We start from the raw sequence: 22,938 nt of genomic DNA, 5'->3' as shown, positions 1-22,938 counted from the left end.
TGACATTGTGGGCCTAAACCAAAACGGCCGCTGTCAGCCTGAAGCTGCCTGCCGGGCAATCGTGCTCACCGTCTGCTCATGGCCGACACCAGTCCATCAACCTCCACCTGACGCAGCCCGGCCCCGAGCGCACCCTCACCTTCCCGGGGATGCAGCCACCTCAGCCACGCCGCCGATACTGAGCAGATCCGTGAAATCCTCAGCGGAAATGGGCCGGCCAAAGAGGTAGCCCTGCCCTTCCTCGCAGCCGAAATCGAGCAGGCGCTGCAGTTGGGACACATTCTCGACACCCTCCGCGATGGTCTCGAAGCCAAAGCTGCGCGAGAGGTCGAGGATGGCCCGCACCACCGAGGCGTCGCGTTCGGATTCCAGCAGGCTTTGCACAAAGGAGCGGTCGATCTTGATGCGGCTGAGCGGGTAGCGCTTGAGCAGGCTCAGCGAGGCGTAGCCGGTGCCGAAGTCATCGAACGCGATGCCAACACCAAGGTAGCGCAGGCGCTGCAGGGCTTCGAGCACGAGGTCGTCGTTGTCCAGGACGATGTTCTCGGTGATCTCCAACTCCAGCGCCTCGGGCGGCAGGCCGTGGCGCCGCAGGGCGGCCACCACTTCCTGCACCAGGTCGTTGACACGGAATTGCGCGCCGAACAGGTTGACGCCGATCCGGAAGTCCTCGGCACCATCGCGGCGCCAGCGCGCGGCCTGGGCACAGGCTTCGTCGAGCACCCAGAAGCCCACCATGGCGGCGAGCGGCCCGCCTTCCAGCGCGGGCAGGAAGGCGGCAGGCGACAGCAGGCCGCGCTGTGGGTGTTGCCAGCGCAGCAGCGCCTCCGCCCCCGTGAGTGCGCCGTCCGCAAGGCGGATCTGCGGCTGGTAGAACAGCACGAACTCCCCATCGTCCACCGCGCGGTGCAGTTCGATGTTGTTGAGCCGGCGGGCCACGGCTTCATGGAGCAATTCCTTGACGAACATATGGGTCTGCCCTCGCCCGTAGCTCTTGGCCTTGAACAGGGCCAGGTCGGCGTGCCCGATCAGTTCCAGCGCCTCTTGCGCGTGGACGGGCGCCAGCGCCACGCCACAACTGGCGGCCACCCGCACCGTGTGCCCGTCGACGACGATGGGCTCGGCAATGCGGGCGACCAGGTGGTTGGCGTGCGCCAGGGCTGCGTCCGGGTCGGCAACGCCTGGCAGCAGGATGGCGAACTCGTCCCCACCGATCCGCGCCACCAGGGCCTGCGGCGGGGCATTCTGTGCGAGACGGCGTGCCACTTCGCGCAGGATGCCATCGCCCACCGCATGGCCCAGGGTGTCGTTGATGTCCTTGAACCCGTCGAGGTCGAACATCAGCGCGGTAGCGGCGCAAAGCCGGGCCAGTGCCTTTTCGATCCCTCGGTACAGGTAGACGCGGTTGGCGAGCCCGGTGAGCACGTCGGTGCTCGCGAGCCGGTGCCGCTCCTCGGCCTCGCGGCGCTGTGCGGTCATGTCCTGCAGGTGCGCGTTGAACGTCAGCCGTCCCTTGTCACGCCAGCAGAACAGGGACAAGCCGAGCAGAAATTCCGAGCCATCGCTGCGCAACCCGGTCATCCCCCGGGGGATGGTCATCCCGTCCACGGAACCGGCGTCCATGGCACGCGCGATGAGATCCTGGACCATGGGCCGATCCCGCTGCGCCACGAGCGTCAGGACTGAACGGCCGGCCCCATCATCAACGCCGTACCCGTACAGCGAGGCTGCCGCGTCGTTCCACGCCACGACGCCGCCCTGCCCGTCAAACCACACGACGGCCGTGGGTGAATGGCGGGCGAAGTCCTCGAAGGAGCGCTTGGCCTGCTCGGTCGACATTTCGACCCGGCGCAACTCCAGCCGGTCTGCTGCCATCCGGGCCAGTTCGCGCAGGCGCGTGCGGTCTTCGTGCGAGAAGTCGTGGTGCGGCTGGCTGTCGATGATGCATAGCGCCCCAAGCGCCAGCCCTTCGGGGGAGAGCAGCGGCACCCCCGCGTAGAAGCGCAGCCCTGACGTACCGGTGACAAGCGGGTTGTCGTGGAAGCGCTCATCCTGCGCCGCGTCGGGAACCACCATCACACCGTCCTGCGCAATGGTGTGCGCGCAGAAGGATGCATCGCGGCCCATGTCAACGTCCACCCCATCCAGGCCATTGCAGGCTGCGAAGAAAACATGATCGTGGCCGATCATGTTGACCAATGCCACGGGCATACCAAACATCCGTACCGCGATCCGCACCACCGGATCAAGGCTCGGCAGGGGGCGGGCATGGCTGAGGCCATATTCGGCCAACGCCTGCAACCGTTCACGCTCTGACGCGAGGATGGGGGGACATTTCATCAAAAAATCCTGTGATGCGTTCTGTGGACTACAGACAAGCACGACGCAGGGTTCATCGCACGGCCATTGTTCAGCGTACCTGAATGGCACTCCAATCGCACCCGTTCCAAACGCCTGCCCCTAACGCGCCAAAGCATATCGGTCTGATCACCTGCGGGCAATGATCCGTCCGTTGCCCAGGATTTCCGCACACTGCACAACACCGCATGGGGAAAGCAGGTTTCAACACAGCCGCAGGGCCCGACTGGGTTCCATGAATCGTCAAAAACGACAGGGCATCATGCACACCTCATCGACGCTCGGGCTTGGCACCCCCATCGGGGCCAGGGTTTTGAGGGCATGGTTGCATTGGGGCTGACAGCTCGACATCTGTAGCGCTCTGCGGTAATGCTCGAATGGGCCAAGGTGCAGCCCGGCCGCGCCACGGATGTCACGCAACCGTCATCAAAATGACACGCAGCGTTTCGATACTCATCAGGTCGCTCACCGCAGCCTGATTCATGCTCGCCCCCCCCCCCGAACTCCCCTCCCTTCCCGAACGCGCCGCACCTGTCGCCGCCCCGCCGCAGGCCGCAGAGCTTGTGCCCGCACCTTCCTCGCCGCCCGCAGGCCCGCTTGCGTTTCTGGACAGGGATCACAGCATCCTGGCCTTCAACGAGCGCGTCTTTCACTGGGCCGAGCGCAGCGATGTGCCGCTGCTGGAGCGCCTGCGCTACCTGTGCATCGTCTCGTCCAACCTGGATGAGTTTTTTGAGGTGCGCGCCACGGCGCATACCTCCGCCGCGCAGAACGGCGACACCAAGGGTGCCTACACCGGCGCTTCGTTCGAGGCGCTGATGGCCCATGCCCAGGATCTGGTGGCGCGCCAGTACAAGCTCTACAACGAAGCCCTGGCCCCGGCCCTGGCCGCGCACGGGCTGCGCATCGTCTCGCACGGCGTGCGCAGCGCCGAACAGCGCCGCTGGGTGCAGGAATACTTCCAGCGCGAGGTGCGCCCCCTGCTCGTGCCCGTGGGGCTGGACCCGGCCCACCCCTTCCCGCTGGTGGCCAACAAGTCGCTCAATTTCATCGTGCGTCTCAAGGGCCAGGACGCCTTTGGCCGGGCCAACGAAATCGCCATCGTGCGCGTGCCGCGCGCCCTGCCGCGCGTCATCCGCATGCCGGCGCGCGTGGCGCCGGCCAAGGAGCAGCTGTTCGTGCTGCTTTCCAGCGTCATCCGCGCCCACCTGAGCGACCTGTTCCCTGGCCGCGAGGTGACGGAGTTCTCGCAGTTTCGCGTCACGCGCCACTCAGACCTGGCCGTGGACGAGGAAGACGTGAGCAACCTGCGCACCGCGCTGCGCCAGGGCCTGCAGCAGCGCCATTTCGGGCAGGCCGTGCGGCTGGAGGTTTCGGCAGGCTGCTCGCGGTTTCTGTCGGACTTTCTGCAAACACAGTTCAATCTGCCGCAGGGCGCATTGTTTCGCGTGCACGGGCCCGTGAACCTGGTGCGCCTGGGGCAGATGGTGGATCTGGCGGGCAATGCGTCCCTGCTGTTCCCGCCCTGGCGCGCGGCCTGGCCGCAGGCCATGGTGGCCGGCACGCCCGTCATGGCGCAGATGCGCGAGCGCGACCTGCTGCTGCACCACCCGTTCGAGAGCTTCGATGCCGTGCTCGCCTTTCTGCGCGAAGCCGTCAACGACCCCGACGTGCTCGTCATCAAGCAGACCATCTACCGCACGGGCGCGGACTCCGAGCTGATGGAGTTGCTGCGCGAGGCCGTGCGCCGCGGCAAGGAGGTGATGGCCGTGGTGGAGCTCAAGGCACGCTTTGACGAGGAGGCCAACATCAACTGGGCCGAGGCGCTGGAAGCCATTGGCGCGCAGGTGGTGTATGGCGTGGTAGGCCTCAAGACCCACGCCAAGATGCTGCTGATCACGCGCCGCGAAGGCAAGAGCCTGCGCCGCTACGGGCATCTGTCGACGGGCAACTACAACCCGCGCACGGCACGCCTGTACACCGACCTGGGCCTGCTGACCTGCAACGGGGACATCACCGCCGACATGGACGGCGTCTTCAACCACCTGGCCAGCCAGAACCGCCCGCCCAGGCTGCGCCAGCTGATGCTCGCGCCCTTTCACCTGCAACAGCGCATGCTGCAGAAGATCGAACAGGTCGGGCAGGCGGCGCAGGCTGGGCAGCACGCCCGCATCGTCGCCAAGATGAACGCGCTCACCGACGAGGCCCTGATACACGCGCTGCTACGTGCCGGCCAGCAGGGCGCGCGCATCGACCTCATCGTGCGCGGCGCCTGCATGTTGCCGGCGCAGCTGCCGGGGGTGAGCGAGAACATCCGCGTGCGCTCGGTCATCGGGCGCTTTCTGGAGCACACGCGGGTGTTTTACTTCAGCGCCGGCGAAGAGCAGGATCTGTACCTGTCCAGCGCCGACTGGATGAACCGCAACATGCTGCGCCGCGTCGAGCTGGCCTGGCCGGTGCACGATCCAGAGCTGCGCCAGCGCATCATCGACGAATGCCTGGTCTCCTACCTGCACGACGAGCAGGGGGCCTGGAGCCAGCGTCCCGATGGCGGCTACACCCGCCCGGCGCACCCCATCGACGGCCCCGGCGCGCAGGCCGCACTGATGGCGCGCTACGGCCAGGGTGGGCCCATGGCCCGCAAGAGGCGCAAATGATGGACTTGATTTTGTGGCGCCACGCCGAGGCGCGGCCAGGCCAGGAGGGCGAGGACGACCTGCTGCGCCCCCTGACCCCACGCGGCGAAAAACAGGCCGCGCGCATGGCCGCGTGGCTGGAGCGCCAGTTGCCCCAGGGCCTGCGCACGCTGGCCAGCCCAGCCCGGCGCACCGAGCAGACGGCCCTGGCGCTGGGCCGCCCATTCAAGCGCCGCGCCGAGCTGCTGCCCCAGGGCAGCCCCGCGGATCTGCTGACGCTGGTGCGCTGGCCCCAGGGGCGCGGCGCCGTCCTGGTGGTGGGCCACCAGCCCGTGCTGGGGCAAACGGCCGCGCAGCTCTTGGGCATGCCGGCCGCGCAATGCACCCTGCGCAAAGGCGCGGTGCTATGGCTGCGCCAACGCCAGCGCCAGGGTGAAAACCAAACCGTACTGCTGGCAGCCCTGTCGCCCGATTTTTTGTAGCCCCCACTGCCGTGCCGCAAGAGGCAGCCCCTGGGCACGGATAAATACTATTATTTTTATAGCTATAAGCGCTTTATTCAAGAGCGCCAGAGGCTAAATCACTGCAAACCGCGAGCGTCCAGGGCGTGCGCTGCCAGTCGCCGCATTCCTCGCGCAGCAGGTGGGCCGACTGGGGATAGCGCGCCGCCCAGCCGACGGGCAGGTGCAGGGCCAGCTGCGAGCCCTGGGCCTGCAGGCGCAGGCCGGTGATGTCCGGGTCGCGCCGGGCGTGGCACAGGGCCACGGCCAGGCGCAGGCAGGCCAGTTGCAGCGCCAGGCAGGGGTGCTCCCAGGGCAGTTCCAGCTTGCGCAGCTTGCCCCGGTGGGCGCGCAGCAGCAGGCCCAGCTGCTGCAGCTCGGGCTGGGCAAAGCCCTGGGTGTCGGTGTGCTCCAGGATGTAGGCCCCGTGGCGGTGGTAGCCGCTGTGGGCAATGCACAGGCCGATTTCGTGCAACTGCGCGGCCCAGGCCAGCTCTTGTGCTCCGGCCTCGCTGCCGCCGGGCGCGGCCTGGGCGAACAGGGCGCCGGCCACCCGCGCCACGCGCTGGGCCTGGGCCGCGTCCACGGCAAAGCGCTGCGCCAGGGCGATGACGGTGGCGCTGCGCTGGTCGGTGCGGGGCGAGGTGCGCGCGATCAGGTCGTACAGCGCGCCCTGGCGCAGCGCGCCCTGGGCAACGTGCAGCTGCTCTATCTGCAGCAGCTCCATCACGGCGCGCAGCACGCTCACGCCGCCGCCGATGACGGGACGGCGATCGTCCTTGAGGCCGGGCAGCTGCACGCGGCTGGCGTGGCCCGCGCGCAGCAGCTGCTGGCGCAGCCAATCCAGGTCCTGGCGCCGGATCAGGCCGGGGCTGCGGCCGCTGGCCGCCAGAATTTCGCCCACCGCCCCCACCGTGCCCGAGCTGCCATAGGCACGCTCCCAGCGCTCGGGCTGGTAGACGGCCAGGGCCTCATCGAGCTGGGCCTGGGCGGCGGTTTCGGCCCGCTGGAAGGCACTGGCGGTGAGCGCACCATCGGCAAAGAACTGCGTGGACCAGGACACGCTGCCAACGCGAAACGAGGCCACCTCCTGCGCCCGGTACTGCTGGCCCAGGATGAGCTCGGTCGAGCGCCCGCCGATGTCTATCACCAGGCGGCGCTCGTCGGACTGCGCCAGCAGGTGTGATACGCCCTGGTAGATCAGGCGCGCCTCCTCGGGCCCGGATACGACCTCGATGTCGTAGCCAAGGATGGCCTTGCCTCGCACCAGAAAGACCTCGCGGTTGCGCGCCTCGCGCAGGGTTTGCGTGGCCACGGCACGCACCTGCTGCGGGGCAAAGCCGGCCAGGCGCTCGGCAAAGCGCGCCAGGCAGTCCCAGCCGCGCTGCAGGGCGTCGGGGCTGAGGTTGCGTTCGGCATCCAGGCCACCGCCCTGGCGCACGGTTTCCTTGCGGTATTCCACGCGCCGGATATGGCCCTGCTCGTAGCGGCCGATTTCCAGGCGAAAGCTGTTGGAGCCCAGGTCCACGGCGGCGAGCAATGTTCCGTCTTGCATACGGGATGGGGAGGGGTGGTAAACACGAAGCGGCGCAGCATAGCACCGGGGGCGGGGAAGGCCGGGCATTGCTCAGCGCTCGCCGCGCGAGCTTAGGCAGTACTTGTGACAATGCCGTGACACCGCCCTCCCCGGGAGGGTTCCGGCACAGGAATCCCCGCGTGACGGGCCTGCCCGCCTGTCACAACGCTGTCACAAAGCACCCCTACATTGCCCAGCAACCCTTTCCACAACCCTAAAAGGTTTTTGCATGAAACTGTCTCTGATGCGTGTTCTGGTGGCTGGTCTGGTGTCGGCCGGTGCCCTGCCCCAAGCCCTGGCCCAGCAGGAAGCCACCGGCGCGGGCGCCAGCTTCCCGGCACCGCTGTACGCCAAATGGGCGGCCGACTACCACAAGGCCACGGGCGTGAAGATCAACTACCAGTCCGTGGGCTCGGGCGCGGGCCTGCGCCAGATCGAGGCCAAGACGGTGGACTTTGGCGCCTCGGATGCGCCGCTCAAGGACGAAGACCTGGCCAAGAAGGGCCTGGTGCAGTTCCCCACCGTGATCGGAGGCGTGGTGCCGGTGGTCAATATCCAGGGCATCAACCCCGGCCAGATCAAGCTCAGCGGCCAGGTGCTGGGCGACATCTACCTGGGCAAGATCACCAAGTGGAACGATGCCGCGATCACGGCGCTGAACCCCGGCATCAAACTGCCCGATGCAACCATAGCCCCGGTGCGCCGCGCCGATGGTTCGGGCACCAGCTTCATCTTCACCAACTACCTCTCCAAGGTGAACGCCGAGTGGAAGTCCAAGGTGGGTGAAGGCACGGCGGTGAATTGGCCTCTGGGCGCAGGCGGCAAGGGCAATGAGGGCGTGGCCGCCTTCGTGGGGCGCCTGCCCAATTCCATCGGCTATGTGGAATACGCCTACGTGAAGCAGAACAAGATGAACTGGGTGCAGCTGCAAAACGCCGATGGCCAGTTTGTGGCGCCCGATGATGACAGCTTCAAGGCCGCCGCAGCCGGCGCAGACTGGAGCAAGAGCTTCTACCAGATCCTGACGAACCAGCCCGGCAAGGCCGCCTGGCCCATCACCGGCGCGACCTTCATCCTGATGCACAAGGCGCAGGACAAGCCCGCCCAGGCCACCACCACGCTCAAGTTCTTTGAGTGGGCCTACCAGAGCGGTGACAAGACGGCGGCCGACCTGGACTACGTGCCCATGCCCGAGGGCGTCAAGGCCACGATCACCAAGTCCTGGGGGCAGATCATGGACGTTGCGGGCAAGCCGGTCGCGCTGAAATAATCGCTGCACTCGACTCCTTCCCCCAGATGGGGGAGGGAGCAGAACCAAACCGCAGCTCTTTGTCATGAACCCCCAAGGCCACCCGGTGTCCACTTCCCTGACTTCTACTGCCCCGCCCCTGGTACAGCCGGGCAGGCCGCCTGAGCGTCGCCCCTGGCTGGTGGTGCGCCTGGGCGATCGGCTGTTTGCCGCCCTGGCGCGCGGTGCCGCCTTGTTCACCCTGGCACTGCTGCTGGGCGTGCTGGTGTCGCTGGTGATCGGTGCCTGGCCCTCCATCCAGCATTACGGGCTGGGCTTCCTGACCAGCACGGCCTGGGACCCGGTTCAGAACGAGTACGGTGGCCTGGTGATGGTCTACGGCACGCTCGCCACCTCGGCGATCGCGCTCCTCATCGCCGTGCCGGTGAGCTTTGGCATTGCGCTGTTCCTGACCGAGCTGTCCCCTGCCTGGCTCAAGCGGCCGCTGGGCACGGCCATTGAATTGCTGGCCGCCGTGCCCTCCATCGTCTACGGCATGTGGGGGCTGATGGTGTTCGGCCCCATCCTCGCCACCTGGGTGCAGCAGCCGCTGCAGGCGCTGTTCACGGGTGTCCCCTACCTGGGCGCGCTGGTGTCGGGGCCGCCGGTGGGCATTGGCATCTTGTCGGCAGGCATCATCCTGGCGATCATGATCATTCCGTTCATCGCCTCGGTCATGCGCGACGTGTTCGAGGTCACGCCGGCCCTGCTCAAGGAATCCGCCTACGGCCTGGGCTCCACGACCTGGGAGGTGGTGTGGAAGGTGGTGCTGCCCTACACCAAGACAGGGGTGCTGGGCGGCGTGATGCTGGGCCTGGGCCGCGCCCTGGGCGAGACCATGGCCGTGACCTTTGTCATCGGCAACATGAACCAGCTGAACTCGCTCTCGGTGTTCGAGGCCGCCAACAGCATCACCTCGGCCCTGGCGAACGAATTCGCCGAGGCCGGCGAGGGCCTGCACCAGGCCTCCTTGATTTACCTGGGGCTGGTGCTGTTCTTCATCACCTTCGTCGTGCTGTCGCTGTCCAAGCTGCTGCTTTCGCGCCTGCAAAAGGGCGAGGGGGCGCGTGCATGACCACGTCGCAAAAACTCATTTCCGCCGCCGATTTGGCCCAGCTGCGGGCGCAGCGCTTTGCCGTGCGCAAGCGGGTGAACCAGGTGGCGCTGGCCCTGTCGCTGGCGGCCATGGCCTTTGGCGTGTTCTGGCTGGTGTGGATCCTGTGGGAGACCATCCGCCTGGGCCTGGGCGGGCTGTCGCTCGCACTCTTCACCGAGATGACGCCGCCGCCAAACGAGGCCGGCGGGCTGGCCAACGCGCTGTTCGGCTCCTTTGTCATGGTGCTGCTGGCCACCTTTGTCGGCACGCCGATCGGCATCCTGGCCGGGGTGTACCTGGCTGAATATGGGCGCCAGGGCGCTCTGGCGACCTGCACGCGTTTCGTCAACGACATCCTGCTGTCGGCGCCCTCCATCGTGCTGGGCCTGTTCGTCTACACCGTGGTGGTGGCGCGCTTCAAGAGCTTTTCCGGCTGGGCCGGAGTGCTGGCGCTGGCGCTGATCGTCATTCCGGTCGTCATCCGCACGACGGAGAACATGCTGCTGCTGGTGCCCGCCAGCCTGCGCGAGGCGGCCTACGCCCTGGGCACGCCGAAATGGAAGGTCATCACCCTGGTGACGCTGCGCGCGGCGCGCGCCGGTGTCATTACCGGCGTGCTGCTGGCCGTGGCGCGCATCGCGGGCGAGACCGCGCCGCTGCTCTTTACGGCGCTGAACAACCAGTTCTGGAACGCCGACCTGTCCAAGCCCATGGCCAGCCTGCCGGTGACCATCTTCAAATTTGCCATGAGCCCGTACGAGAACTGGCAGCAGCTCGCCTGGGCCGCCGTCTTCCTCATCACCGCTGCGGTGCTGGGCCTGAACATCCTTGCGCGGGTGCTCACGCGCCAAAAATAAGGAATCGCTCGATGTCTCCTGTTGCTATCCCTGTGGCCCCCCCTGTGGCCACGCCGCCACGCGCCAAGCTGGCCGTGCGCGACCTGAATTTCTACTACGGCAAGTTCCACGCCCTGAAGGGCATCAACCTCGACATACCCGAGAACAAGGTCACGGCCTTCATCGGGCCCTCGGGCTGCGGCAAATCGACGCTCTTGCGCACCTTCAACCGCATGTTCGAGCTCTACCCCGAACAACGCGCCCAGGGCCAGATCCTGCTCGATGGCGATGACCTGCTCACCAGCAAGCAAGACGTGGCGCTGATCCGCGCCAAGGTCGGCATGGTGTTCCAGAAGCCCACGCCCTTCCCGATGTCGATCTACGACAACATCGCCTTTGGCGTGAAGCTGTTCGAAAACCTGAACGCCACCGATATGGACGAGCGCGTGGAATGGGCGCTGCGCAAGGCGGCGCTGTGGGGCGAGGTGAAGGACAAGCTGCAGCAAAGCGGCGCCGGCCTGTCGGGCGGGCAGCAGCAGCGCCTGTGCATTGCGCGCGGCATTGCCATCAAGCCCGAGGTGCTGCTGCTCGACGAGCCCTGCTCGGCGCTGGACCCCATCTCCACGGCCAAGATCGAGGAGCTGATCGCCGAGCTCAAGGACGACTACACGGTCGTCATCGTCACGCACAACATGCAGCAGGCGGCGCGCTGCAGCGACTACACCGCCTACATGTATTTGGGCGACCTGATGGAGTTTGGCGCCACCGAGCAGATGTTCTTCAAGCCCCAGCGCAAGGAGACCGAGGACTACATTACCGGCCGTTTCGGCTGATTCCAAGCTCCCTCCCCCTTGAGGGGAAGGAGAGAAAACATCTGATGACACCATGACCGACAAACACCTCTCCACCCAATTCGACAGCGAACTCAACCAGGTCTCCGCCCGCGTCATGGAGCTGGGCGGCCTCGTGGAGTCGCAGATCCGCCAGGCCATTGCCGCCCTGTCGCAGTTCAGCCTGGAAGCGGCCGAGCGGGTCGAGTTCATCGAGAACCGCGTGAACCAGATGGAGGTGGAGATCGACCACGAGCTCATCACCATCATCGCCCGGCGCCAGCCCACGGCGCGCGACCTGCGCCTGCTGATGGCCTTCTCCAAGGCCACGGCGAACCTGGAGCGCATGGGCGACGAAGCCTCGCGCATGGCGCGCATGGTGCGCTCCATCATCGAGAGCGGCGCGGCGCGCTCGCTGCCCTCAAGCGACCTGCGCATGGCGGCCGACCTGGCATCGGGCCTGCTGCGCAAGGCCCTGGACGCGTTCGCGCGCCTGGACACCCGCGCCGCGCTGGCCATCCTCAAGGAAGACGACCTCATCGACCGCGAATTCGACGGCTTCGTGCGCAAGCTCATCACCTACATGATGGAAGACCCGCGCACCATCTCGGCCAGCCTGGACCTGCTGTTCCTGGCCAAGGCCATAGAGCGCATTGGCGACCATTCCAAGAACATTGCCGAGCTCATCATCTACCTGGTGGCGGGCAAGGACGTGCGCCACCAGGCGCTGGAAAACATCGAATCCGCAATTCTGTGAACAACCCCCTGAGCGGCTCCGCCGCTCGCCTGGGTTGCGCCCGCAGCAAAGGCACTTGCCAGCGCCCGGGGCAGTGGATGAATGACATGAGAAATATCCCCACGGTCCTCATCGTCGAGGACGAACCGGCGATTGCCGAACTGATTTCCGTCAACCTGCGCCACAACGGCTTTACTCCCATCTGGGCCGAGGATGGCACGGCCGCCCAGCGCGAGCTGGACGCCGTGCTGCCCGACGTGATCCTGCTGGACTGGATGCTGCCGGGCCAGAGCGGCCTGCAGCTGGCGCGCAGGTGGCGCCAGGATGCGCGCAGCAAGGGGGTGCCCATCATCATGCTGACCGCGCGCAGCGACGAGCCCGACAAGGTCGCGGGGCTGGACGCCGGCGCCGACGACTACATCACCAAGCCCTTCTCCACGCAGGAGATGCTGGCGCGCATCCGCGCCGTGCTGCGCCGCCGCGCGCCCGAACACAGCGGCGAGAGCGTGTCCATTGGCGCGCTGATGCTCGACCCCACCACGCACCGCGTGAGCTACGCGGGCCAGCCGCTGAAGCTGGGCCCCACCGAATTCAAGCTGCTGCACCACCTGATGCGCCACGCCGAGCGCGTGCACAGCCGCGCGCAGCTGCTGGACAAGGTCTGGGGCGACCATGTCTACATCGAGGAGCGCACCGTGGACGTACACGTCAAGCGCCTGCGCGAGGCCCTGGGCGAGGCGGCGGCGATGGTGGAGACCGTGCGCGGCGCGGGCTACCGGCTCACGACCCAGGGATCATCACAAAAATGATAGCTCCCAGCACTTTATGGCACAGGGTTAAAGGCATTTTTTCATCATGCTCTGGCGTGTGCTGATTCTGCTTGGCGTCCAACTGCTTGGCGCGGCCATTGGGCTCTGGGTTGCCGGCCCATGGGGACTGGCCGCGGGTGTGGCGCTGGCGTCCTGGCTGTGCTGGGGCTGGGAGTCCTGGCACGGCCTGCGCGTGCTCGCCTGGCTGCGCCAGGAAGGCCACCCCGCCCAGGCGCCGGCCCTGCGCGGCTTGGCTGGCCTGTGGCGCGAGGCGGTGGACCGCATGCGCCGCCTGCTGCGCCAGCGCGAGCAGCAGGCGGCCGCCAGCGACGCGCGCCTGCAGGCCTTTCTGCAAGCGCTGCAGGCCTCGCCCAACGGCGTCATCCTGCTGGATGCCGCGGGCCATATCGAATGGTGCAACCAGACCGCCGCCGAGCATTTCGGCCTGGACGCCGGGCGCGACCTGATGCAGTCCATCGGCAACCTGCTGCGCGAGCCTGATTTCAGCGCCTATCTGGCGGCGGGCGACTACCGGCACGATGTGCTGCTGCCCGGGCGCGGCAGCACGCCCACGCACCCGATACAACTTTCGGTGCACCTGCACTCCTATGGCGACGGACGCCGGCTCATGCTCTCGCGCGACGTGACGCAGCTGGAGCAGGCCGAGGCCATGCGGCGCGACTTTGTCGCCAACGTCTCGCACGAGATCCGCACCCCGCTCACCGTGCTGGCGGGCTTTGTCGAGACCCTGCAAACCTTGCCCCTGCAGGAGGCCGAGCGCGCGCGCTACCTGGGCCTGATGGCCCAGCAGGCCAGCCGCATGCAGCACCTGGTGCAAGATCTACTGACGCTCTCGCGCCTCGAAGGCGCTGCCCTGCCGGGCATGGAGCACTGGACTGGCGTGCGCCAGCTGCTACAGAGTTGCGAGCAAGAGGCGCACGGCCTGTCGGCCCAGCTGACGCCCCAGGGCGCCAAGCCCCAGCGCCTGGTGTTTCCCAGCGCAGCGCATTTGCAGCAATGCGGCGAGATCGCGGGCAATCCCGAAGAACTGCACAGCGCGCTGTCCAACCTGATCAGCAACGCCGTGCGCTACACACCGGCGGGCGGCAGCATCAGCGTCGATTGGCAAGCCCTGCCCGACGGCAGCGCGCGCTTCAGCGTGCGCGACAGCGGCCCCGGCATCGCCCCCGAGCACCTGCCGCGCGTGACCGAGCGCTTCTACCGCATCGACCGTAGCCGCTCGCGCGACTCGGGCGGCACCGGGCTGGGCCTGGCCATCGTCAAGCACAGCCTGCAGCGCCACGGCGCGGCGCTGCACATCAGCAGCGTGCTGGGCCAGGGCTCGGAATTCAGCGCCCACTTCCCCGCCAGGCGGCTGCGCGGCTGCACCCTGGCCCCGCCCAAGGACGCGCCCTGACCCGCAACTGCGCTGGTACGCCACTACAGTGCAGGGCCAGGAGTACGACATATGCCATCCATGACCCCCTTGAGCAACGAAGCGCTGACCCCTGTAGCCCGCCAGGCGCGCGTGTTTCACTGGCACGACCACGCCTCGCTGTGGTTCAGCCTGGGCGTGGGCCTGCTGGTGATGCAGGTGGGCGCCTACCTGGTGCCGGCCTTGGGTACGCAGCAGGCGCTGCTGGCCATCGTCGCCGGCTCCATCATCGGCGCGGGCCTGCTGGGCTGGGTGGCAAAACTGGGCTGCGACAGCGGCCTGGCCAGCGCCGGGCTGATGCACGCCGTTTATGGCCGCCGCTTCGCCGGCCTGCCCATCGTGCTCAACATCGTGCAGCTCGTGGGCTGGGGTACGTTCGAGCTGGTGGTGATGCGCGACGCCACCGTGGCCATAGGCCGGCAGTCGGGCGCCTTCGCCGCCGGCTGGTGGCCGGTGGCCGCCACGCTGCTGTGGGGCGGCGTGGTGGCGCTCTTGATCAGCGGCTCCATGGTGCGGCTGGTGCGCCGCATCATCGCGCGCGTGGCGCTGCCGCTGGTGGTGCTGTCGCTGCTGTGGCTGTCCTGGCAATTCCTGTCCATGGCGCAGGCCCAGGGCCTGGAACAAATCTGGCAGCGCCGCGGTGAGGGCGGCATGGGCGTGATGCCGGCGCTGGACCTGGTAATCGCCATGCCCATCTCCTGGCTGCCGCTGGTGGCCGACTACGCGCGCCACGGCGTGAGCGGCGCGGGCGCGCTGCGCGGCAGCTGGATCGGCTACGCGTTGGCCAACATCTGGTGCTATTGCCTGGGCGTGCTGGTGGCGCTGACCCTGCCCAGCCAGGACCTGGTGACGGCCCTGCTGCTGGCCCAGGGCGGGCTGCTGGCGCTGTCGCTGATCCTCATCGACGAGGTGGACAACGCCTATGGCGACGCGTATTCGGGCGCCGTCTCGGCGCACAGCCTGCGGCCGGGCTGGAGCGTGCGCCGCTGGGGCCTGGTGCTGGCCACGCTGTGCACGGGCCTGGCCCTGGTGCTGCCCATGCACAGCCTGGAGCCGTTTTTGTTGCTGCTCAGCTCGGTGTTCGTGCCGCTGTTCGGCGTGATCCTGGGGCGCCTGGCGTTCGGCCTGGCCACGCCGCAACGGCTGCTGGATGCGCGCGCCGTGCACGGCCTGCCCGTGGCGCTGTGGCTGGGCGGCATTGCCTGCTACCACCTGCTGCCGCGCTGGCTGCCCGGGCTGGGCGCGGCCCTGCCCACGCTGGCGCTGTGCCTGGTGCTGGCCTGGCTGACGCGCCCGCGCAGTTCATGAACACTCTTGTTTTGATAGCTTTCAACGCTTTCTATATAAGCGTTACAGCCGCAAAACTTTACAGAATCACCTGAGCTACCGGCGCATAGCCATGGTTCAGCGGCCCATGGCCCCGGCCCGTGCGCACGGCGGCGCCTGCGGCGATGGCGCCCAGGATGTAGCGGCGCGCCGCCTGCACGGCGGCCACCAGATCCAGGCCCAGCGCCAGCTGCGCCGCTATCGCCGACGACAGCGTGCAGCCCGTGCCGTGGCCGTTGTGCGTGGCGATGCGCGCCGAGGCCAGGCGGTGGTGCTCGCCCCCCGGCAGCGCCAGCAGGTCCACCACGCGCTCGCCCGGCAGGTGGCCGCCCTTGAGCAGCACGGCGCGCGCGCCCAGGGCCAGCACGTCCTCGGCCGCCGCATCCAGCTCGTCCTCGCGCGTGATCTGGCGGCCCAGCAGCCAGCCGGCCTCGTCCAGGTTGGGCGTAACCAGCGCGGCCAGCGGAAACAGCTCGCGCACCAACTGGCCCACGGTTTCCTCGGCAATCAGCCGGTCGCCGCTGGTGGCCACCATCACCGGGTCCAGCACCACATTGGGCAGCTGGTGGCGGCGTATGGCATCGGCCACCACCTGCACCACCTCGGGCGCGTGCAGCATGCCGATCTTCACGGCATCGACGCCTATGTCCTCGACCACGGCATCGATCTGCGCACGCAGGATGTCCGGGGGCACGCCGTGGATGGCGCGCACCCCCTGGGTGTTCTGCGCCGTGATGGCGGTGATGGCCGTCATGCCATAGCAGCCAAGCGCACTGAAGGTCTTGAGGTCGGCCTGAATGCCTGCGCCGCCACCGCTGTCGGAGCCAGCGATGGACAGCACGCGCGCATAACGCGGCGCTGGGGTGTTGGAGTGGTTCATGGCAAAAATTATGGCGGATGCAAGCTCTGTCCCAGGTCAATCCCATGGGCTTGCCTTCTGTGCTGTAATCCCGGCTCACGGACGAAACAGGGGTGTCCCGGCCCAACCAGGCTGGCGACTGAGAAACACCCTCCGCACCCGATCCAGGTCATGCTGGCGTGGGGAGTTTTCAACCATCAGGGCCCACCCCCCCTTGGCGCCTGTTTTGTCCCTCCACGGTTTTGATTGGATTGCGGACAAGACACCATGCAGCAACTGCTTTCTCCCTCCTCCTCGGTCACTATTCTTGGCGCAGGCCTGCTAGGCAGCCTGCTGGCCACCAGCCTGGCGCGCCAGGGCCATCGCGTGCAGGTTTTCGAGGCCGGCGGCCCCGACGGCGTGGGATCGGCCGCCTATGTGGCTGCGGCCATGGTCGCACCCCTGGCCGAATCGGTGGTGGCCGAGGCCAGCATCGTGCGCATGGGCCAGCACGCCCTGGCACGCTGGCCCGAGCTGATCGCGCCGCTGCCCGCGCCGGTCTATTTCCAGCGCGAAGGCACGCTCATCGTCTGGCACCGCCAGGACGCGAGCGACGCCGCGCGCCTGCGCGCCTTGTTCGAGCGCACGCAGAGCCAGGTGCGAGATCTGCCCACCATGCAGCCGCTCGATGCCGCGGGCGTGGCCGCCGCCGACCCGGCCCTCGCGGGCCGCTTTGCCCAGGGCCTGCTGCTGCCCGGCGAAGGCCAGCTGGACAACCGCCAGCTCTTTGCCGCCCTCACGCTGGCCATGCAGCAGCTGGGCATCGAGGTGCATTACGACAGCCCGCGCGAGGTGGCGGACTTCTCGCCCGGCGAGCCGGGCCAGTGCGACTGGCTCATCGACTGCCGCGGGCTGGGCGCACATACGCAATGGCGCGAAGTGCGCGGCGTGCGCGGCGAGGTGGTACGCATCCACGCGCCCGAGGTCACGCTGGCGCGGCCCACGCGCCTCATCCACCCGCGCTACTCGATCTACGTGGCTCCCAAGGAGGAGCATGTGTTCGTGATCGGCGCGACCGAGATCGAGTCCGACGACCGCTCCGGGATGAGCGTGCGCTCGGCACTCGAACTGCTCTCGGCCGCCTACACCATCCACAGCGGCTTTGCCGAGGGGCGCATCCTGGAGCTCAACACCCATTGCCGCCCCACCCTGCCCGACAACCTGCCCGCCATCCGCATCACCCAGCCACGCGTCATGGAGATCAACGGCATGTACCGCCATGGCTTCATGCAGGCCCCGGCCTTGCACGACGTGGCGCTGCAGCTGCTGAACCAGGGACAATCGAGCCTGGCAACCGAGTTCGACCTGGCCCTGCAGGGGCCCGCATTCGCATGAACGTCTTCATTAACCAGCAGCCCACCGAGCTGCCCGCACAGGCCAGTGTGCAGGACGCACTGGCCGTCCTGGTCCCAACACCCCCCTTTGCCGTGGCCGTGAACACGCTCTTCGTCCCCAGGACGCAGTACGCGGCCCATCTGCTGCAGGACGGCGACCGGGTCGAGGTGATTGCCCCCGTCACTGGTGGATAAATTGGTCACCAGCCTTTATTCAGCAAGCGCAAGCAGCTATCAAAATACGTAGTCCATGATGAACACAGCCACCGCCCAAGACCCCCTCGTCCTGTACGGCCAGACCTTCAGCAGCCGCCTGCTGCTGGGCACGGCGCGCTACCCCTCGCCCGCCGTGCTGGAGGCCGCCGTGCAGCGCGCCAGGCCCGCCATGGTCACCGCGTCGCTGCGCCGCCAGGGCATCAACGCCACCAATGCCGGCAGCAGCTTCTGGGAGCTGCTCAAGCACCTGGCCGTGCCCGTGCTGCCCAACACGGCCGGCTGCCACAGCGTGCAGGAGGCCGTGACCACGGCGCAGATGGCGCGCGAGGTGTTCGACACGCCCTGGATCAAGCTGGAGGTGATTGGCGACGACTACACGCTGCAGCCCGACACCCAGCAGACCGTGGAGGCCGCAGCCATCCTCATCAAGGAAGGCTTTCAGGTCCTGCCCTATTGCACCGAAGACCTGGTGCAATGCCAGCGCCTGGTCGACGTGGGCTGCCAGGCCGTCATGCCCTGGGCCGCCCCCATCGGCACCGGACGCGGGCCCATGAACCCTTACGCGCTGCAGTTGCTGCGCGAGCGCCTGCCGGTGCCGCTACTGGTGGACGCCGGCCTGGGCCTGCCCTCGCACGCCTGCTCGGTCATGGAATGGGGCTTTGACGGCGTGCTGCTGAACACCGCCGTGGCCCTGTCGCAAGACCCCGTGGCCATGGCCGGCGCCTTTGCCGATGCCGTGGCCGCCGGCCGCGCCGCGCGCCTGGCCGGTGCCATGGAACAGCACAGCAGCGCCCAACCCAGCACGCCGGTGCTGGGCACGCCGTTCTGGCACCACGACAAGGCCTGAACATGAGCAGCGCCCAGCCCAGCATCGTCGACATGGAGCAGGCCATCCTGCGTCACCATGGCGCCGCCTACGCCGACTTTCCGGCCCAGCCGATCCCGGCCCCCGCGCTGGATGAACCCGTCTACCGCGCGGCCCTGGCCGCCTGCAGCGCCCTCGGCTTCATCGCCCAGGATGCCGACTGCCTGGCCCGCGCCTGGGCCGCGCAGACGCGGCGCTTGGGAGCCTTTGATGCCACACACTGGCCGGGCGACCCGCAGGATTTCGGCCTGCAGCCGCGCCCCCATGCCCAGCCGTTTGCGCCCTGCCCGCAGGCGCTGGGCCTGTACGCCGTGCTGCCCGACGCCGCCTGGGTCGGCCGCATGGCGCGCGCCGGCGTGCCCACGGTGCAGCTGCGCTACAAGTCCGGCGACGCCGCCGCCATCGCACGCGAGGTGCGCGCCGCCGTCCAGGCCGTGCAAGGCACACCGGCGCTGCTGTTCATCAACGACCATTGGCGCGAGGCGATTGCTGCCGGCGCCTACGGCGTGCACCTGGGCCAGGAGGATCTGGACGCCCTCACGCCCGAGGAGCTGCGCACCATCCGCACGGCCGGCCTGCGCCTGGGCGTGAGCACCCATGGCTACGCCGAGATGCTGCGCGCCGACGCGGCCAGCCCCAGCTACATCGCCATGGGTGCGGTGTTTCCGACGACGCTGAAGAAAATGGCCACCGTTCCCCAGGGAGTGGAACGGCTGGCCGCCTATGCCCGCCTGATGCGCGGCTATCCGCAGGTGGCCATTGGCGGCATTGGCCTGGCGCAGTTTGAGCAGGTGCGCTCCACGGGTGTGGGCTCGATTGCCGTGGTGCGCGCGCTGGTGAATGCCGAGCAGCCGGAGGCTGCGGCCGCACAGTTGATGGCTGCACTGAAGATTTAAACCGTCGATCCGTCAGCAAGCCCGCAGCGGGCGCGCACTCAAAACCGCTTCTTGTCCATCTGCTCAAGCTCGAAGTGCAGTTCGAGCTTGTCGTTTTCCAGGGCAAAGCCTGCGCCGGCCGCCTGGGCGGTGGGTGCCGCCATGTCCGGGTGGCCGCCAAGCGCGATGTCCGGCATGCGCAGCTGCGACAAATCCACATCCAGCGTGGCCTCGGAGGCAGTCTGCGGCGTCAGCACGTCATAGCCCGAGGGAAGCAGCGACAGATCGCCGGCGATGGAGTCGGGCCTGGGCTCGGCCGCAAGCGTCACCCCGGCCACCATGGGCGTGGTGCGTGCACGCGGCGGCGGTGCGCCCCGCAGGTGCGCCGGCGTGGTCTGCACGATGGCCAGCAGCAGCAGCAAATCGTCGAAGGCCGCCAGGTCGAAACGCTCGGCCTGATGCTCCTGGTCACGACGCACCAGGAATCCGTCGAGCAGCGCCAGCACCTCGGGCGACGTCCACAGCGCCTCGATCTGCGCCAGGGCTTGCGGGTAGTCCTCCAGCGTCTGGCCGCCGAGCTGGAACTGTCCAAAGCCTGGAACACGCACATTGAAGCGCTCCTGGAACTGCTCGCGCATGCGATTGAAGGCCTCGGTGCGCCCCAGCATGTGGAACAGGCGCAGCGATTCCAGATAGGCCCAGGGCATGGCATCGCCATGCTCATTGATGTGCGCGCGCAGCACCTCGATGGCCTGCTCGTGCTCGCCAATGGAGATGAAGAACTCGGCCTGCTGCTGGATGTCGAACAGCGCCTCGGGCGGCACGATCTGCCCCATGCGCACGGTTTTCTGCGCGGGCGTGCCGGCCTCCATGGCCGCAGGCGCCGTGGGCACCACCGGGACGGTATCGGGCGCATCCATGGGCATTTGCCCGGTCAGGCTGGCTTCGGCCGGCAGTATGCTGTGCGGCCAGGTGTCGGAGGCTTCTGGCTCAAGCCGCCATTGGGACAGGGCATCAGGCTTTTCAGGCCCCAAGGCGCCGTCCTTGGAGCCCGCGCTGAGCGCCACCGAATGCTGCCATGCCTGCAGCTCCTCGCGCCGCGTGCGGCGCAGCAACCAGGCCATGCCGCCCACGGCCAGCGCCAGCAGCGCCCCCAGCCCATAGACCCAGCTGGCGGAAAAGCGCTCCTGCTCCACCTGCTGCAGGCGCTGGCGCAGTTCGGCCACCGTGGCCCGCTCGGTTTCGACCTGTTTGCCCTGGGCCTTGGCATCGCCCTGCAGCTTGTCCAGGTGCTCCATGGCCTGCTTCAGATCCTCAGGCGTGGCCCTGAACGCCTTCCACAGCGCCGCAAATTCGGCACGCTTGGCTTCGTCGGGGGCCGAGAGCCTGAGCGGTTCGTCGCGCGCCAGGCGCAGGGTCAAGGGCGTGTCGAGCCACAGATCCAGCGGCTCCACGAGCAGGCGTGCGGGAGCAGCCGCGGCCGGCGTGGGTACCGGCGCCCGTACACGCGCGCGTGCGGGCTGCTCCGGCACCCTGGGGAGGGAGGCACGGGCCTGGAGCCTTGGGCTGGCGGCAGCTGCCGGCCGCTCCTCGCCCCCCATGGCCGGCATGTCTGCGCTCGCACCACGCGGGCGTGCCACACCAGACGCCACAGGCGCGGCCGCGGCGCCGAAGGTGGCGATGTCCATCGGCGTCCCGGCGTTCGCGGGCACACCCGCTGGCGGATCGGCGAGAAACGTGTAGGTGCGTGTCACGCGCCCTTCACATCCGGCGGCAAGCGTCACGGTGAGCACCGGCTCGTCAGCGGCGACGCGCGTCTGCACACGCACCATGGGCGTGGATCCGCCCAGGATGGGCGTGACTTGCGTGCGCGCTTCTGAAATCGTGTTGGCCCCGGAAACCAGGCGCGCGGAAAGACATGACGAAGCCAAGTCCTGGCCCGGGTCGGGCCGCACCTCGAACATCAAGTCGATGGGAGCGCCCAGCACCACTGCGCCGCGGCTTGGTCCCAGCGACAGTGCTGCAACGCCAGAAGCTGCGGTGCATAAGCAAGCGCTCACGAGAACCTTACGCATATTCACAATGGTTTCTGAATGTTGATTGATTCTGACATAAACCCATAAGGACTTTAAGGGACTTTTCGGGACTTACAACCAACGCAAGAAAACCACTAAAACAATAGCTGCAAACGCTTTACCAACAAGTGTTATGGCCCATTTTCAATCAGAATTAAAGAGAAGGACCAGCCTGGCCCCGCGCCTTATCCCGCACCCATCCGGGCGATGGGACACCCATGCGACCGCCCGGCATCGCCACGCCTGCGCCCGGCGCGACAATGACCGCCATCCCCGTCATGCAAACGACAGGCCATGGACGAGCCCATTCTTGTCATCGAGGAACGCGAGGCGATCAACAGCGGTCGCTGGTTTTCCACCCTCTCCCCCTCCCTGCGTCACGACATACTGCGCTGCGCCACGGTGAAACGCTACAAGGAAGGCGCGCTCATGGCGGCGCGCGGCGACCAGACTGACGGCTGGATCGGCTGCGCGCGCGACGCGGTGCGCGTGAGTTCCACGTCGCTGTCGGGCAAGCAGATCACGCTGACCTATGTGGAGCCGGGCATCTGGCTCGGCGACGTAGCCCTCTTCGACAGCAACCGGCGCACACACGGCACCTATGCCCATGGCGACACCACCGTGCTGAGTGTCTCGCGTGCGGACTTCAAGAAAATCCTGGCCCAGCACACCGAGCTCTACGAGGCCATGCTGCGCCTGCAGGCGCAGCGCATACGCCAGCTGTTCGGACTGGTGGAAGACCTGAACACCCTGCCCCTGCGCGCGCCTGGCCAAGCAGCTGCTGCACCTGGTGCGCAGCTACGGCGTGCCCAGCCTGCAGGAAGGCAACGAGATCCGCATCGGCCTGCAACGGGCCCAGGAAGAACTGGCCCAGCTGCTGGGCGCATCGCGCCAGCGCGTGAACCAGGAACTCAAGGCCATGGAGCGCGAACACGCCATCCGCATCGAGCCCGGCGGCCTGGCGGTCCGCGACCGCGACACCCTGCTGCGCATCGCCAGGACCGCTGCCTGAACCTACCCACCGTCACCGTTTTCAAGCCAGTTATCCCATAAGCCAATTCAAGCATTTCATCGGCATCCGCCCCATCCCCTTCGCCAAATGGCATCAGGAGATGAAAACACTTTGAAGGCAGGCACTCAATGATGGGGCGGGCAGCTGTCTCGGACGAGACACCTGAAAAAACAATACATTTGACACCCGCCGAAAACCAATAGAAGATTTAAGGCTATTTATTTTTATCATTTTTAC

18 protein-coding genes, 1 pseudogene and 1 riboswitch are annotated in these 22,938 nt (G+C 67.5%); of the genes and pseudogenes, 15 read left to right on the top strand and 4 right to left on the bottom strand.

The genetic code is table 11. From position 1 onward, the window contains the following. Positions 1 to 135: 135 nt before the first annotated feature. A complete protein-coding gene (locus P7644_RS09260) occupies positions 136 to 2,340 on the bottom strand; it encodes a putative bifunctional diguanylate cyclase/phosphodiesterase (protein WP_404302969.1) in 2,205 nt (734 codons plus the stop codon). 500 nt (positions 2,341 to 2,840) lie between these two features. On the opposite strand from P7644_RS09260, the gene ppk1 reads away from it, so the two are divergent. After that, complete coding sequence (gene ppk1 / locus P7644_RS09255; RefSeq protein WP_404302967.1) at positions 2,841 to 5,015, top strand: polyphosphate kinase 1; 2,175 nt, start codon at positions 2,841 to 2,843, stop codon at positions 5,013 to 5,015. After that, complete coding sequence (locus tag P7644_RS09250; protein ID WP_404302966.1) at positions 5,012 to 5,476, top strand: SixA phosphatase family protein; 465 nt, start codon at positions 5,012 to 5,014, stop codon at positions 5,474 to 5,476. Before ppk1 ends, P7644_RS09250 begins: the two co-directional genes overlap by 4 nt. 73 nt (positions 5,477 to 5,549) lie before the next feature. Here the strand turns inward: P7644_RS09250 and ppx are convergent, their stop codons facing one another. Then, positions 5,550 to 7,049 carry an exopolyphosphatase gene (gene ppx, locus P7644_RS09245; protein WP_404302965.1) on the bottom strand — a complete coding sequence of 500 codons (1,500 nt, stop codon included), beginning with the start codon at positions 7,047 to 7,049 and terminating at the stop codon, positions 5,550 to 5,552. A gap of 250 nt (positions 7,050 to 7,299) precedes the next feature. Here ppx and pstS point away from each other — a divergent pair, with 250 nt between their 5' ends. From pstS to P7644_RS09205, 8 genes are all read left to right on the top strand, one after another. Further along, positions 7,300 to 8,340, top strand: coding sequence for a phosphate ABC transporter substrate-binding protein PstS (pstS, locus tag P7644_RS09240; RefSeq protein ID WP_404302964.1), 1,041 nt, complete (start codon positions 7,300 to 7,302; stop codon positions 8,338 to 8,340). Between the two features lie 85 nt (positions 8,341 to 8,425). Then, on the top strand, positions 8,426 to 9,433 hold the full coding sequence (pstC, locus tag P7644_RS09235; RefSeq protein WP_404302962.1) for a phosphate ABC transporter permease PstC: 1,008 nt from the start codon (positions 8,426 to 8,428) through the stop codon (positions 9,431 to 9,433). Further along, positions 9,430 to 10,311 (top strand): phosphate ABC transporter permease PstA, encoded by an 882-nt coding sequence (gene pstA / locus P7644_RS09230; RefSeq protein WP_404302960.1) that lies wholly within the window; start codon positions 9,430 to 9,432, stop codon positions 10,309 to 10,311. Before pstC ends, pstA begins: the two co-directional genes overlap by 4 nt. An 11-nt stretch (positions 10,312 to 10,322) precedes the next feature. Further along, positions 10,323 to 11,123 (top strand): phosphate ABC transporter ATP-binding protein PstB, encoded by an 801-nt coding sequence (gene pstB, locus P7644_RS09225; protein ID WP_404302959.1) that lies wholly within the window; start codon positions 10,323 to 10,325, stop codon positions 11,121 to 11,123. Between the two features lie 52 nt (positions 11,124 to 11,175). Beyond that, positions 11,176 to 11,877, top strand: coding sequence for a phosphate signaling complex protein PhoU (phoU, locus tag P7644_RS09220; RefSeq protein WP_404302957.1), 702 nt, complete (start codon positions 11,176 to 11,178; stop codon positions 11,875 to 11,877). Positions 11,878 to 11,963: 86 nt separating this feature from the next. Continuing rightward, the gene (gene phoB / locus P7644_RS09215) at positions 11,964 to 12,665 is read left to right on the top strand and encodes a phosphate regulon transcriptional regulator PhoB (RefSeq protein ID WP_404302956.1); all 702 of its coding nucleotides are present in this window, start codon (positions 11,964 to 11,966) and stop codon (positions 12,663 to 12,665) included. 46 nt (positions 12,666 to 12,711) lie between these two features. Further along, positions 12,712 to 14,082 carry a phosphate regulon sensor histidine kinase PhoR gene (gene phoR / locus P7644_RS09210; protein WP_404302955.1) on the top strand — a complete coding sequence of 457 codons (1,371 nt, stop codon included), beginning with the start codon at positions 12,712 to 12,714 and terminating at the stop codon, positions 14,080 to 14,082. Between the two features lie 51 nt (positions 14,083 to 14,133). Continuing rightward, entirely contained in the window at positions 14,134 to 15,408 is a 1,275-nt protein-coding gene (locus P7644_RS09205; protein WP_404302954.1) for a purine-cytosine permease family protein, read from the top strand. 58 nt (positions 15,409 to 15,466) lie between these two features. Here the strand turns inward: P7644_RS09205 and thiD are convergent, their stop codons facing one another. Next, the gene (gene thiD / locus P7644_RS09200; protein WP_404302953.1) at positions 15,467 to 16,306 is read right to left on the bottom strand and encodes a bifunctional hydroxymethylpyrimidine kinase/phosphomethylpyrimidine kinase; all 840 of its coding nucleotides are present in this window, start codon (positions 16,304 to 16,306) and stop codon (positions 15,467 to 15,469) included. Positions 16,307 to 16,384: 78 nt separating this feature from the next. Further along, positions 16,385 to 16,488, top strand: a riboswitch (TPP riboswitch). 64 nt (positions 16,489 to 16,552) lie between these two features. Here thiD and P7644_RS09195 point away from each other — a divergent pair. Genes P7644_RS09195 through P7644_RS09180 form a run of 4 tightly spaced genes read left to right on the top strand, consistent with a single transcriptional unit; the run spans position 16,553 to position 19,635 of the window. Then, entirely contained in the window at positions 16,553 to 17,659 is a 1,107-nt protein-coding gene (locus P7644_RS09195; RefSeq protein ID WP_404302952.1) for an NAD(P)/FAD-dependent oxidoreductase, read from the top strand. After that, positions 17,656 to 17,853 carry a sulfur carrier protein ThiS gene (thiS, locus tag P7644_RS09190; protein ID WP_404302951.1) on the top strand — a complete coding sequence of 66 codons (198 nt, stop codon included), beginning with the start codon at positions 17,656 to 17,658 and terminating at the stop codon, positions 17,851 to 17,853. Before P7644_RS09195 ends, thiS begins: the two co-directional genes overlap by 4 nt. A gap of 58 nt (positions 17,854 to 17,911) precedes the next feature. Continuing rightward, positions 17,912 to 18,721 carry a thiazole synthase gene (locus tag P7644_RS09185; RefSeq protein WP_404302950.1) on the top strand — a complete coding sequence of 270 codons (810 nt, stop codon included), beginning with the start codon at positions 17,912 to 17,914 and terminating at the stop codon, positions 18,719 to 18,721. A gap of 2 nt (positions 18,722 to 18,723) precedes the next feature. Beyond that, the gene (locus tag P7644_RS09180) at positions 18,724 to 19,635 is read left to right on the top strand and encodes a thiamine phosphate synthase (protein ID WP_404302948.1); all 912 of its coding nucleotides are present in this window, start codon (positions 18,724 to 18,726) and stop codon (positions 19,633 to 19,635) included. Positions 19,636 to 19,673: 38 nt separating this feature from the next. On the opposite strand, the gene P7644_RS09175 is transcribed toward P7644_RS09180, so the two are convergent. Continuing rightward, positions 19,674 to 21,605 carry a FimV family protein gene (locus P7644_RS09175; RefSeq protein ID WP_404302946.1) on the bottom strand — a complete coding sequence of 644 codons (1,932 nt, stop codon included), beginning with the start codon at positions 21,603 to 21,605 and terminating at the stop codon, positions 19,674 to 19,676. A 378-nt stretch (positions 21,606 to 21,983) separates the two neighbouring features. Between P7644_RS09175 and P7644_RS09170 the strand changes: the two are divergent. Next, positions 21,984 to 22,701, top strand: a pseudogene (locus tag P7644_RS09170) (Crp/Fnr family transcriptional regulator). Positions 22,702 to 22,938: the final 237 nt, after the last annotated feature.

The organism is Alicycliphilus denitrificans (assembly GCF_044792555.1).
Taxonomy (GTDB): Bacteria; Pseudomonadota; Gammaproteobacteria; order Burkholderiales; family Burkholderiaceae_C; genus Alicycliphilus; species Alicycliphilus denitrificans_A.
The sequence above is the reverse complement of the archived record's forward strand: the minus strand, read 5'-3'. Positions and strand labels throughout refer to the sequence as shown.

What these genes read in the sequence shown, in the direction of transcription:
- P7644_RS09260 (WP_404302969.1), bottom strand. Translation starts at nt 2,340, where the DNA reads ATGAAATGTCCCCCCATCCTCGCGTCAGAGCGTGAACGGTTGCAGGCG.
- ppk1 (WP_404302967.1), top strand. Translation starts at nt 2,841, where the DNA reads ATGCTCGCCCCCCCCCCCGAACTCCCCTCCCTTCCCGAACGCGCCGCA.
- P7644_RS09250 (WP_404302966.1), top strand. Translation starts at nt 5,012, where the DNA reads ATGATGGACTTGATTTTGTGGCGCCACGCCGAGGCGCGGCCAGGCCAG.
- ppx (WP_404302965.1), bottom strand. Translation starts at nt 7,049, where the DNA reads ATGCAAGACGGAACATTGCTCGCCGCCGTGGACCTGGGCTCCAACAGC.
- pstS (WP_404302964.1), top strand. Translation starts at nt 7,300, where the DNA reads ATGAAACTGTCTCTGATGCGTGTTCTGGTGGCTGGTCTGGTGTCGGCC.
- pstA (WP_404302960.1), top strand. Translation starts at nt 9,430, where the DNA reads ATGACCACGTCGCAAAAACTCATTTCCGCCGCCGATTTGGCCCAGCTG.
- pstB (WP_404302959.1), top strand. Translation starts at nt 10,323, where the DNA reads ATGTCTCCTGTTGCTATCCCTGTGGCCCCCCCTGTGGCCACGCCGCCA.
- phoU (WP_404302957.1), top strand. Translation starts at nt 11,176, where the DNA reads ATGACCGACAAACACCTCTCCACCCAATTCGACAGCGAACTCAACCAG.
- phoB (WP_404302956.1), top strand. Translation starts at nt 11,964, where the DNA reads ATGAGAAATATCCCCACGGTCCTCATCGTCGAGGACGAACCGGCGATT.
- phoR (WP_404302955.1), top strand. Translation starts at nt 12,712, where the DNA reads ATGCTCTGGCGTGTGCTGATTCTGCTTGGCGTCCAACTGCTTGGCGCG.
- P7644_RS09205 (WP_404302954.1), top strand. Translation starts at nt 14,134, where the DNA reads ATGCCATCCATGACCCCCTTGAGCAACGAAGCGCTGACCCCTGTAGCC.
- thiD (WP_404302953.1), bottom strand. Translation starts at nt 16,306, where the DNA reads ATGAACCACTCCAACACCCCAGCGCCGCGTTATGCGCGCGTGCTGTCC.
- P7644_RS09195 (WP_404302952.1), top strand. Translation starts at nt 16,553, where the DNA reads ATGCAGCAACTGCTTTCTCCCTCCTCCTCGGTCACTATTCTTGGCGCA.
- thiS (WP_404302951.1), top strand. Translation starts at nt 17,656, where the DNA reads ATGAACGTCTTCATTAACCAGCAGCCCACCGAGCTGCCCGCACAGGCC.
- P7644_RS09185 (WP_404302950.1), top strand. Translation starts at nt 17,912, where the DNA reads ATGAACACAGCCACCGCCCAAGACCCCCTCGTCCTGTACGGCCAGACC.
- P7644_RS09180 (WP_404302948.1), top strand. Translation starts at nt 18,724, where the DNA reads ATGAGCAGCGCCCAGCCCAGCATCGTCGACATGGAGCAGGCCATCCTG.